Below are 12817 nucleotides of genomic sequence, written 5' to 3' on the forward strand. Positions count from 1 at the left end.
TGAGAAAATATTTCCGCTTGTTGCTGCCTTGTAAAGAAGAATTTATTAAACTAGGATTTTTCGAATACCATTATACAGACTTCCTTTTTCACATTCACTTTAAGTTCCAATAGTTTCCACGACTTAACCAAGAAAATCTGTAAGTCCTGGAATGAAATTACTGAAAAAAAATACGAGCTAGAGGAAAATTGTTGTGCCTGTATTGATGTTGGATTAGACAATTTAGCTATATTAATTGTACTTCAAGCCGGAATTAAACCCAAGAGTGATAAATGGCAGACCATTAAAATCTATCAATAAATACTAAAAGAAAGTTAAGAGTTGAGCTTATCTTGCAATAAGTCCAGCAAAATCAATCAAGCCGACTACTAAAAAAGCTCAATATGTTAAAAAAAAAGAAAAGAGAATTCTCCCGACCGACTTATCTCCATAAGAGATTTAGAGGAACTTTGTGATTTTAGGCCTTTATACAGGAAGCACCAATATCAACTTAGGGAAAAGAAGATTTCAGATTTCTTGAAGTGTCCCCTATAATAAGTTAATTGAAATGTTATCTGATAAAGCCTCAACATGCTTAGGGATAAGTGTAATTCTAAAAGCAAAAATCTTATAGTTCAAGATCAAGTTTTATAGATAATGATGTTCAAAAATTAAAATTGACTTGAATTATAAAAGGCCAAAAATATTAAGTCACTTTTTCTTCTAAAAAAGTAAAAAGAGAAATGCACAAAGTAACACCAAAAAAAGATTAATCAAAGAGTAATGTGAAGATATCGGGATTGATCGAAAATTCCCACAATGAGAAAAGTAGCTCCCTTACGTTTTTGACCATGATGGGATAATTAGTTTTATAGTTCACCCCCAAATTGAGTAACATCTGGAAAATAAGGATATGTCTTATGTGACTATATTTTTATGAACTATATACCTATAAAAAACGAATCTACAAGCTTTTGTAGAAAGGCAGAAATTTTTTTTTACACTGAGAGTGTGTCAACAGAAAAATTTTTCTCACAATTATTTATTAGTTTGGCTAATAACTCAGAAAATAATTGTTACTAACACAAGAAAATTAATCATTAAAGTCCAACACAATAAAATATTAATCGTGACCCTAACAACACAGACACAAAAAAACTCAGATTCTCTCACTCAATTTAACCGTCAAATGATCGTAATTTTGGATTTTGGTTCTCAATATTCAGAACTAATTGCCCGCCGAATTCGGGAAACTCAAGTATATTCAGAGGTTATTTCTTACCGCACAACTGCAGCTAAACTGGCAGATATAAACCCCAAGGGAATCATTCTTTCTGGTGGGCCAAATTCTGTTTACGATGAAGGGGCACCTCATTGCGATCCCGAAATTTGGAATTTGGGAATACCCATTTTGGGTGTATGCTACGGTATGCAGTTAATGGTAAAACAACTGGGCGGAGAAGTTGAACGCACTCAGTTAGCTGAATATGGTAAAGCATCTGTATCAATAGATGATCCTACAGATTTGCTAACAAATATAGAAGAAGGTACAACTATGTGGATGAGTCATGGAGATTCTGTCACCAAAATGCCTTCTGGTTTTGAAGTATTAGCTCATACAGATAATACTCCTTGTGGAGCAATAGCTGACCACAATAAAAAGCTCTATGGTACTCAGTTTCACCCAGAGGTAGTTCATTCTATTGGTGGTCAAGTATTAATTCGGAATTTTGTTTACCATATCTGCAAGTGTGAACCAACCTGGACGACAGAAGCTTTTGTAGAAGAAGCGATTCGAGAAATTAGAGCTAAAGTAGGGGATAAACGAGTATTATTAGCTCTGTCTGGAGGGGTAGACTCTTCGACTTTAGCATTTTTACTCCATCAGGCCATTGGAGATAAATTAACTTGTATGTTTATTGACCAAGGGTTTATGCGAAAGTATGAACCAGAGAACTTGGTAAAAATATTTCACGAATCTTTTCATATATCAGTTAAATATGTGAATGCTCGCGATCGCTTCTTATCTATACTCAAAGGGGTCAGTGATCCAGAAGAAAAACGGAAATTAATCGGCCATGAATTTATTCAAGTATTTGAAGAAGAGTCAAAACGTTTGGGACCTTTTGATTATCTAGCTCAAGGTACTCTTTATCCAGACGTGATTGAATCTGCTAATACGAATGTTGACCCCAAAACCGGGGAGCGAGTAGCGGTTAAAATTAAGAGTCATCACAATGTTGGTGGTTTGCCGAAAGATTTGAGATTTAAATTGGTCGAACCTTTGCGCAAACTATTTAAGGATGAAGTGAGAAACGTTGGTCGTTCTATTGGCTTACCAGAAGAAATTGTGCGACGACATCCTTTTCCTGGCCCGGGATTAGCAATTCGGATTTTAGGGGAGGTTACAGACAAACGTTTGAAAATATTACGGGATGCTGATTTTATTGTGCGCGATGAAATTAGGCAGCAAGGTATGTATCATGATTTTTGGCAAGCGTTTGCTGTTTTGTTACCTATTCAAAGTGTTGGGGTAATGGGGGATCAACGTACTTATGCTTACCCCATTGTTTTGCGGTTTGTTAAGAGTGAGGATGGAATGACTGCTGACTGGTCTCGTGTACCTTATGATTTGTTAGAAACTATTTCTAACCGCATTGTGAATGAGGTTAAGGGAGTTAATCGGGTGGTGTATGATATTACTTCTAAACCTCCAGGTACTATTGAGTGGGAATAATATAGTACTACGGTTAACTCCTAAGTCGGTAGGGGGTTTGGCTATCAAACCCCCTACTATATTTATTGAATAAATTGGAGTTGTGGGAGTTAGGAGTAGTAGGAGAAAATAATCATCTATCATCTCCAAAAATTGACTAAACCCTTCTATCCTTTTACGAAAGCTTCTTAATCATTGTTAAACATACATAAGCGATCGCAATACTTTGGGATGAGTTTGAATAATGCAAAATATTAACCCAAATTTACCAAAAAAGACAAGTAAATAATATCACTTGTTTTATGGTCAAAGCTACAACAACGACTTTGCTGTTTGTTTGCTTAGAAAAAAAGAAATTAAAAGTGTGTCAAGAGGAAGTAAAATAGTTATAAAATCCGAGTTTGTCTTTGATGTGGAATATCTGGCACTATATAATATAATTGAAATTTTGAAATTTACCGTAAATACCAACTACTATCATAAAAAAAACAAATGAAAGTCATTGAAGTAACAGGAACTTTTAACAAAAAAGGGCAATGATTCTTCGATCGCCATGTTTGGAAAATTCAGCCCCAGGAAAAGCGCGAGTTATACTACCCTCCCAGGAAAAGCGGGAGTTATACTACTCTTTCGCGAAGTAACAGAAAAAATTGAACTCGATCCAGATGATACTCCCGTTGCCAAAATAAAAGTTAGTCTCACAAGAACATTGCCAAAAGCAAAATCTAAACAACCCATTTCCTTTTCTCAAATGTGGAAGGAAATAGATATCGAATAATATTCCTGTAGTTGAGATTGACTTAAAACCTAAAAAGAATAAGAAATCTGCGGAAACTCTTCCCAAAATATCCTCCTATTGAGCTTAGATACTCAACCAGTTATCGAACAAATACTAAAGAAATAAATTTCGAGCGCGATCGCCTGAAGCGACGTTTTCAACCAAACTAAATTATTATGATAAATTTATGTAAAACACTGTAGTTCCATTATGCCTCAGATTCGATTCCCTCAAACTAAAAACCAAATAGTAATATTGAGTTGTGTCGCTGTTTTCTTATGGCTGTTTAGCTGTACTCCCAACTCTCCAAAATCTCTACCTCTAGCAGAATTAAAACGGAGCAAAGAAAGTATAGTAGTTTCAGCTCATCCCCTAGCTAGTGAAGCAGGAAAGTTAATGCTAGAAAAAGGGGGCAATGCAGTAGATGCAGCGGTAGCTACAGCCTTTGCTATTTCTGTAGTAGAACCATTTTCCGCAGGTATTGGAGGTGGAGGCTTTTTACTATTAGGAACTCCTCCAGAAAATTCTGAGACTCAACAGTATAAAATTCGAGCCCTAGACTTTCGGGAAAGAGCTCCTAAAGCAGCAACTCGAAATATGTACCTTAACGAAAAGGGAGAAGTAGAGAAAAGAGCAAGTTTAGATGGACATTTAGCAGTCGGAGTACCTGGAACCGTAGCAGGATTGTATAATATTCACAAGTCCTTAGGCAAGTTACCTTGGAAAGAATTGCTAAAACCAGCTATTCGTTATGCTCGTGATGGGTTTGAGCTAAGGGATGACTTTGTTAGTAAACTAGAAAAACGCTTAGAGGTAATTAACAAAAATCCGGCAGCTAGGGATATATTTACTAAAAATGGCCAAGCTTATGAACCAGGAGATTTGCTGATTCAAACTGATCAAGCTCAAACCTTAGAAACCATTGCTGAAAATCCTCAAAGCTTTTATACAGGTAAAATTGCTCAGGCGATCGCTACTGATATGGCCAAAGCAGGAGGTCTAATTACTTTAGAAGATTTACAGAACTATACACCAATATGGCGTGAACCTATTTGTGGCAAGTTTAGACAAGCAAAAGTTTGTGCTATGCCACCACCATCTTCTGGAGGCGTACATTTACTACAAATATTAAATATTGTGGGAGAGACTAACTTGCAACAGTGGGGTAGGGAAAATGCTGATACTATTCATTTACTTACTGAAGCCATGCGGGTTGCTTATGCCGATCGCTCTTTGCATTTAGGGGACCCAGATTTTCTGGAAGTGCCAGTCAAGGAGTTGACTAGCTTGAGTTATGCTCAACAACGACGTCAGGAAATTAGTCTCACAAAAGTCAGACGTTCCACTGAAGTACAACCAGTATCACCAGAAGTTCTCAGGAGTAATATTTTGGAGTCTCCTGATACTACTCATTTAACCGTAGTAGATCAAGAGCGAAATGTTATTAGTATGACATATACAATTAATGGTAGTTTTGGTGCTGGAGTGGTAGCTGCTGGTACAGGAATATTGTTAAATAATGAAATGGATGATTTTGCCGCTGCTCCTGAAGCACCAAATTTATACGGTTTGGTCGGGGATGAAGCGAATGCTATAGCTCCGAGAAAAACTCCTTTGTCTAGTATGACTCCTACTATTGTTACAGACAATGGTCGGTTAATTATGGCGACTGGTTCTCCTGGGGGTAGTACGATTATTACCACAGTTTTGCAGGTTATATTGAATGTGTTAGAGTATAAAATGAATGTTGCTGAAGCTGTGTCGGCTCCACGTTTTCACCATCAATGGCTGCCAGATAAGTTAATCTTGGAAACAGGGGGGTTTGGCGAGGCAACTGTGAATGAGTTGAAACAGCGCGGACATAATGTAGTAATGCAACGTGGTTGGGGTAATGCAAATGTAGTTTTCCAGGATGAGAGTGGGATGTTGGAAGCAGCAGCAGATCCTCGTGGGGAAGGGGAGGCAATGGGGACTGGCCAGTAGCTCACGAGGGTAGGTTTTTGATTTTCTGGTTGTTACAATATTTGGAAGCGTGGATATATAATACCAATTTTCTAAAGCCAGACTACACATACCTTGACATCTTGGTTTTCAAGCTTGATAAATTACTTTTACAAATGTTGTTTAAGTTTATGAAATTAAGTTTATGAAATTAAGTTTATGAAATTGGTATAAGAACTATTTACTTTAATGAAAGTAGTTTCAGTAGAAGGAAGCTTTAGTAGAGTTTATCTACAGGATAATTCCAACCAACGTCTTTGTGTTTTGGGTCGATATTGGGTTTTATTACCTCAACCCAACCTACAAATACTCTTAAGTTTCTTCTCATTAATTTCCTTCGTAATTATTTGAGTTTATCTAGAAAGTTTTGAGATCCCTCTTGATCTGCTTGTTGTTTATATAAGTCAGCAGCTTTTTCAAAGTCTTTTATGGTCTGTTGCTGATCTCCAACTCCATGGAGATAGTAAACACTACCCCGCCCATAGCAAGCATCAGCTATTCGGGTTAGAGTTAATAGCTTGTTAATATTCAGCAAGCGCCTTTTCATCTTCTGGTCTGAAAAACGTAAATATTACCCCGGTTATAATAGACCAAGAAATTGCCAAAAATAATCGGAATTAGCATTTTTGGGAACCCTTTGAATACCTTGGTTAAACTCAGCGATCGCTTTTTCATCTTTTCCCTTATCCTGATAAAAAAGAACCCTGCTTGTGTGCCCAAGCATCTTAAGCATATTTAGGGTTCTAGTTGAATAGCTTGTTTATAGTTAGGGAGAGCCTTTTCACATTCGGATCTAAATAACATAAATATTACCCTGGTTACCATATTCAGCGATCGCCTTTTCATATTTTTCCTACTTATTGTTAAAAAAGACCTTAGTAAAATGCTATTAATATAATTTTGGGCAATTCAAAGTTGCCATTTTTTACTAAGTTTTCTATCCGTTCTACTAAACTTACCCAAACTTAAATGAATTGGAAATTGCATAAGCTTTGGAGCTAGCTTCGGTGTTTCACCCATATAACACTAAGTGCATTCTGTAACTTATCTTCCCTATCCGACAACAAAACCCAAGTCAGCTCAAGCTACTTATTCATATTCAGGTTTTCGATCATTACTCATACTCCTACAATATTGCTATGTATGTGTAACTGTAAATAAGTATAGTAAATTTTTATTTAACTCTCAAGTCCCCTGATCCAAAGGGGGAGGAGGTTGAGTGATATTCAAGCAGATAAATGCCAGTAGTACTCACATTAACCATGTTAATATTCGTTTCATAATTTGTAAGTTCTCAAAGTTTTCTAAAGACAGTGTTATCATAAAATAACTAATAAACAAATTTTTATTAACTTAACTTTAATCTAAACGCACTGCTGCTATATACAGCGTATTTTTTGCAATTGTTTGAGATATTTATACTATAATTACTATCTGATTAATTGCGGTCTAAAATATGACATTGGCTTATATCATGTCCGCTTAAATACTTATATTTAACAGAAAATAAAGTAGAGAAAAAACTCACTAACTATTTTTAATTTTTCATAACAATTACCAACTGCTAACTACCTATTTAATATTGAGTCGAGCCGCTTCTAAAATCAAACGTTGTTCAGCACGAGCAATCGCTTTATAAGTCTTTTCAACAGCATTCAAATTAACAGAAATAGAAGTAATACCCCACCGAATTAAATCATCTATTATTTCTGGATATAAAGCAGGAGCATCCCCACAAATAGAACAAGGAATACCAGCACTTTTAGCCTTAAAAATTAAATCTTTAATTGCCATCATTACTGCTGGGTTACGAGTATTAAAATAACTTTTTATTTCTTCTTTTTCTCGATCTACACCTAACAATAACTGAGTTAAATCATTAGTACCAATAGCAATACCTTGTACACCTTCTTTTACATATTCAGGTAATAGGAATAAAACTGATGGTACTTCTGCCATAATCCAAATTTGAAAATGATTTGGTTTATCCTTCCATTTTGTCTCAATTCGACTCCTACAAAATTGAAACTCTTCTAAAGAACGTACATAAGGCAAAATTAAATGAATGTTACTATAACCTAACTTATATACTGCAGATAAAATATTTATTTCTAAATCTAGTAACCTCGGTTCCAACATATAACTCAATGTGCCATGTTGTCCTAATATGGGATTATAATAATTACTTTTATAGGAAAAACTTAACTCTTGAAATATATTTTGATCATGAATATTTTGACTATACTGATTATCTTGATTATTAGGATAATTTAGAGATGAATGCTCCAGTTTTTTCGTCATATTTTTTTCTTGATAACTATAATTAAATAGCACTAAATCAAAAGAACGATAAAATACTGATTTGGGAGCAAAAGCAGCAGCAAACTGAGTTAGATTCTCTACCATTAAATCTATTAATTCTGATTCACGACCTTGTTTTATCCACCATAAAGGATGACGATTTTCTAACAGTTCAATTGCCATTAACTCTGACCGCAACAATCCCACTCCATCTATAGGCAAGTTTTGAGCTTTTTTAATTGAATTAATTTGACTAATATTTACAAATAATTTACTGCCAATGGGAAACAATGTTTTAGAATGAAAAGATTTTTTTTCTACTTCTATATCTAGTTTTTTAGGATAATTTTTATGTTTTTTAACTAGATGTACTTCTCCATTATTACCATTAACTAATAAGTAGTTACCTGTTTTAATTATTTTAGTAGAATTGGTAGCTCCGACAATAGCAGGAATCCCAATTTCTCTGGATAAAATTGCAGCATGACTTGTGATACCGCCCTGTTCAGAAATTATCCCAGCAGCATTTTTTAGTAATGGCAAATAACTAGGAATAACTGCTGATACAACTAAAATTTTTTCTTTATAAACCTCTTTTAATTGTGGATTAAAATCCTTAATAACTACAGCTTGAGCTGTGACTTTTCCTTCTGAGACTCCTATGCCTGTAACTATAGGGGAATCAAGTTTTTCAAGAGATTTTTTTTGCTTTTCTCTTGTTAAAGCAGTTGAATTTTCTGATTTTTTAGACTTTGTTTGCATATCCTTAAAATCTGTAATTAATAGTTGATTTTCTTCATGATTATCACTTTTAAACAAAGTCCATTTAAAATAAAAACTAGTAGGAAATTCATTGGTTATTTTCTTAGTAATTTCAAGCAATAATTGTAAATATTTATCTCTCAAAGCAAATTCTTTTTGTACATTTTCTGGCAATAAAAAAGCTTGTAATCCTAGTAAATTATCAGGAATAGGCATTTGAGTATTATCAATTTCTTGCCATGTATTGATATAGCTTACTTTTGTCATAGCTGTATCAAGGTTATAAGCGATAATTTTATTCCCTAGTTTTTTTTCTTGTATAGTGTAATTTTTAGGAGAAATTAGAAAAGAGTCAGGGATAACTTGCCCGAGCTCAATAGATATTCCTAAACCATAAGTTGCTTGAATTTCCCAACTATTTGCAAAAGCTTGCATAGTTCCTGAAGCGATCGCTGATTGTAAAGATTGTACTAAAATTACTGGTTGAAGTTTTTGAATATCAACTTGGTGAATATGCCAATACAATAAACTTTTAGCTTTAAAGATTTCTGACCAGGCCTGTTTAATTACTTGAGTAAATTTTTCTGATTTAGCTTGACAGATTTTTACATCTAATATCCCAAAAGTTTCCAGTTTAGGAGAAGCTAAATAAGGCTGAAAAATTAAGCTTTCAGCATTAAGATTATTAATTGCAGATTCCAAAGATGAGACTAACTCTAATGGTAAATCAGCAGAAAAGATATAGTAATTAATTGATTGAGAAATATGTTGCCATTGTTGATAGTCATCAATATTAAAATTTAAAGAAGAGTCAGGGAAATTAGCTAATAAAGGATCCGACCAATTAATACGTTCTAAAAATTGCCACAAGGTATTGGCTGGAATGACAAAACCAGGGCTAATTGGATAACCTTTATCCATCAGATCTGCTAAATAAAAAGCTTTTTCTCCTACTATGTTCCAGTCTGATGATTTAATTTGATCTAGCCAGTAAAACTTATACACAAAACTATTACTTTGCTTACGTCATTTTAATTATTATAGTTATCAGCTATCAGTTATCAGTACCGAGCAATTTCAGCCAAAGACTTGATTTTTTTTCATTCCCTTAAAATGGATATCTGATAGCTGATGGCTGAATGCTTATTATTAACATAAAATAATATTAGAAATATTATATCTTTTCAAGGTTCTTGACAATGATTAAATTTATCCGGAGAAAAATTTTTAAACCATTTTTGAATATACTTCTTAAAGCTAACTGTCCTCTTTGTCAGCGTTCAGCAGACAGAGAGTTTTGTCAGTATTGCGAAAAACAAGTTTGGCACTGTCAGTTTCCTGGTGGAGGAGAAATATTTTCTGGAGAAGTACCTATATTTGTTTGGGGTCAATATAAAGATAGTCTCAAACGAGCGATCGCTGCCATGAAATATGAAGATCACCCAGAAATAGCAAAACCCCTGGGATATTGGTTGGCGGATGGATGGTTAGCTACAGCACCCCGTGAAAAAGCGGTGGTTATACCCATTCCTATGCACAAAAAAAAGCAGAGGGAACGAGGTTTTAATCAATCTGAACTATTGGCCAATAGTTTTTGTGAGGCGACAGGTTTACAGATATGGCGAAATGCTTTGGTAAAACTGAAACAGACTCAGCCATTATATAATTTGTCTTCTCAGGAGAGGCTAGAGATGGTAAAGGATATTTTTGCGATAGGCAAAGATTTCCGTAATCGGAGTTCCTATGCTCCAGTTTTACTGGTGGATGATATTTATACAACTGGTGCAACGGTGAATTCTGCTATAGAGGTTTTGCGTAAAGCTGGTATTAAAGTCGTGGGAGTATTGGCGATCGCGACTACAAAAGAACCTACTGCGAAGAAACCACTATTAAAAAGTAAAAAAGTTGTGAAAAAAATCTACTTCTCAAAAGTAGAAATGAAACTCAAAAATATAGTAAGTCAGTAACAGTTTTTTGTGATACTACTTATTCCGAGTAAGTAGGTAGGCGTGAAAAAACTTAGCTATATTAAGATTTATGTACTGACTTCAAGCTCTTCCACACAATTGATTTGAGGCGAATTTAGATTTTGTTATATAGCGACAAAATTCATACTGACCTACTTAAAGTATGATATGATATAAATAGTATATTTTTTATCCAAAATATATCTCTCCAAAAATGTCTATTTGGAAATAGCGGGGCAAGGGCTTGAGAACCTTTTCTAGAGATTTTTTTAGGAGAATAAAAACTGAATTGCTAGCTTACAAAAACTATTGAAAGGGACATCAAACATCAAATATTGTAATCACAATTATTATTAGAGCCCTATTCTTTTGTTACCCTTAGTATTATATCAAATGCGATAGTATCGGTATAAATAAAGTATAGAAATCGGGAACAATATCTAGCAAAGGCTGAAAAAATTTCCCCTCATAGTTGGGCTAGACTTTAAACCAAATTTTTCAGTTTTAGGAACAAGGGAAGTAAACTTAGAAATTTTAGGCCAACCTTTACGGGAAATGGGAATTAATCCAGATGATTGAATAAATTTATTCTTACTAATAAAATGGGACTAATATCGATATACATTGAATTTTTCAAAATACACAAATTTGCTTTAAAATTTTATTAATAACTGTTACAAATTTATTAAAAACTAATACTGTTTGAGATTTTTATGATTAACTTATATTTTTTGTTAAAAATAAAATAATACTTCAACTGTATTAAAAGCATTTAATAATTTGGGCAACAACTAAATATCGTAATTGTCAATAAAAAACTTTTATAGTTTTAAATTATGGAATGGCAAGAAAATTCTGGTAATTGGGTATTAATACCCTCTCGTCCCAAAGCAATCATACATTTTTTGGGTGGAGCATTTGTTGCAACAGCACCCCATGTTACTTATCGGTGTTTACTAGAGATTCTAGCAAATCAAGGCTATGCAGTAATAGCTACTCCTTTTATCAATACTTTAGACCATTTAGCAATAGCTAACAACGTTCTCAGTAGTTTTGAGAATTGCCTAAATCACTTATATACTAGTGAAATACTCAGGAAAAAATCTTTACCTATCTATGGAATTGGGCATAGTATGGGATGTAAGTTACATTTACTCATGGGCAGTTTAAACTCTATAGCAAGAGCTGGTAATATTCTCATATCTTTCAACAATTTTGGAGCTCGTAATGCTATTCCCATGGTCGAACAAATATCTTCTGTAGTGAAAGTAGAGTTTACTCCATCCCCAAAAATTACAAACAGCATAATTCAAAAGCGTTATCAAATTCGGCGCAATTTATTGATTAAATTTAATAATGATAATATAGATCAAACTCTTCGTTTGAGCGATATATTACGACTACGTTTTCCCAGCATGGTAACAGTTCAGAGATTAAATGGAAATCATTTAACGCCCTTAGGTCAAGATTTAAGTTGGTCTGTAGGACAAGTATATACTCCTGTAGATGCTATTGGTCAATGGCTGAAACAAGAGATTTATAAAGACTTCAATAAACTTCAACGTGAAATCCTACTTTGGTTAAATCCACTAGCACCAATATCATAGCTTGATCCTGATAAATTCTAAGTAATCGTATCACAATCGGAACAATTCTTTTGTTATAGGATATATGGCCAATATTGTTTGATTATTAACAAACAGTTACGATTATTAGATGTACAGGTACAACTAATATTATCTGCTATTGCATTAAGTTAATCTTATACCCTGGCCACCATCAACAAAAGAGGTATTGTGAAAATAGTCAAATAATTAATTACTATAGCTATGTTTTAGGGAGCGATGTACTACATTTGCTCCGCTTTTCATGTCGCGCAGCGAAACCTTATTTCCCTATTTCCCTAAAATACTTAACTTTTACTCTAAAAGGGGATTTTTGCACCATAGTGTAATAATCATAGTACATGGCATAAAAGTAAGTATGAGTCAGTCAAAGTCCAAGTCAAAGTCCAAGTACCGTCTTAGCAACTGGTCGGAGTATAATACTTCTTTAAAACAAAGAGGTAGTTTGACATTTAGGCTCACCCTATGAGGTAATAAAGCAGTGGGTCAATAAACACAAAAGTTGACCTAGAAGAGCATCTAACAATACAAGTGATTTGATAATTGAATTAATAGTAACTTTGAGTTGTTTATTTGGACTACCAGGGCGACAAACGCAAAGGTTTATAGAATCCGTATTTCAAGTTGATGGGATTAGATTTACCTGTGCTAGATTATATCACTGTATCCCGTAGAGTCCCCGAAATTA

The 12817-nt window shown here is 34.2% G+C and carries 8 protein-coding genes and 1 pseudogene; 6 read left to right on the plus strand and 3 right to left on the minus strand.

What is annotated here, in order from left to right:
- Positions 1-1168 precede the first annotated feature (1168 nt).
- From guaA to ggt, 3 genes are all read left to right on the plus strand, one after another.
- Positions 1169-2716, plus strand: a complete 1548-nt coding sequence (gene guaA / locus TERY_RS04265) for a glutamine-hydrolyzing GMP synthase (RefSeq protein ID WP_155994643.1) — start codon at positions 1169-1171, stop codon at positions 2714-2716.
- A gap of 532 nt (positions 2717-3248) precedes the next feature.
- On the plus strand, positions 3249-3473 hold the full coding sequence (locus tag TERY_RS04270; RefSeq protein ID WP_011610698.1) for a hypothetical protein: 225 nt from the start codon (positions 3249-3251) through the stop codon (positions 3471-3473).
- A 210-nt stretch (positions 3474-3683) separates the two neighbouring features.
- Positions 3684-5456 carry a gamma-glutamyltransferase gene (gene ggt, locus TERY_RS04275; protein ID WP_011610699.1) on the plus strand — a complete coding sequence of 591 codons (1773 nt, stop codon included), beginning with the start codon at positions 3684-3686 and terminating at the stop codon, positions 5454-5456.
- A gap of 361 nt (positions 5457-5817) precedes the next feature.
- Here the strand turns inward: ggt and TERY_RS04280 are convergent, their stop codons facing one another.
- The 3 genes from TERY_RS04280 to TERY_RS04285 all read right to left on the minus strand — a co-directional run bounded on the left by TERY_RS04280 (position 5818) and on the right by TERY_RS04285 (position 9542).
- Positions 5818-6021: a hypothetical protein gene (locus TERY_RS04280; RefSeq protein ID WP_044136399.1), complete on the minus strand. Its 204-nt coding sequence runs from the start codon at positions 6019-6021 to the stop codon at positions 5818-5820.
- A 33-nt stretch (positions 6022-6054) separates the two neighbouring features.
- Positions 6055-6198, minus strand: a complete 144-nt coding sequence (locus TERY_RS32285; protein ID WP_155994304.1) for a hypothetical protein — start codon at positions 6196-6198, stop codon at positions 6055-6057.
- Between the two features lie 848 nt (positions 6199-7046).
- Positions 7047-9542 (minus strand): putative PEP-binding protein, encoded by a 2496-nt coding sequence (locus tag TERY_RS04285; RefSeq protein ID WP_011610700.1) that lies wholly within the window; start codon positions 9540-9542, stop codon positions 7047-7049.
- Positions 9543-9736: 194 nt separating this feature from the next.
- Between TERY_RS04285 and TERY_RS04290 the strand changes: the two genes are divergently transcribed.
- The 3 genes and pseudogenes from TERY_RS04290 to TERY_RS27090 all read left to right on the plus strand — a co-directional run.
- The gene (locus tag TERY_RS04290) at positions 9737-10504 is read left to right on the plus strand and encodes a phosphoribosyltransferase family protein (protein ID WP_011610701.1); all 768 of its coding nucleotides are present in this window, start codon (positions 9737-9739) and stop codon (positions 10502-10504) included.
- Positions 10505-11340: 836 nt separating this feature from the next.
- Positions 11341-12111: a DUF1350 family protein gene (locus TERY_RS04295; protein WP_011610702.1), complete on the plus strand. Its 771-nt coding sequence runs from the start codon at positions 11341-11343 to the stop codon at positions 12109-12111.
- A gap of 551 nt (positions 12112-12662) precedes the next feature.
- Positions 12663-12803 (plus strand): annotated as a pseudogene (locus TERY_RS27090) (transposase); the annotation flags it as partial.
- Positions 12804-12817: the final 14 nt, after the last annotated feature.

This window comes from Trichodesmium erythraeum IMS101 (assembly GCF_000014265.1).
GTDB classification, from domain to species: domain Bacteria; phylum Cyanobacteriota; class Cyanobacteriia; order Cyanobacteriales; family Microcoleaceae; genus Trichodesmium; species Trichodesmium erythraeum.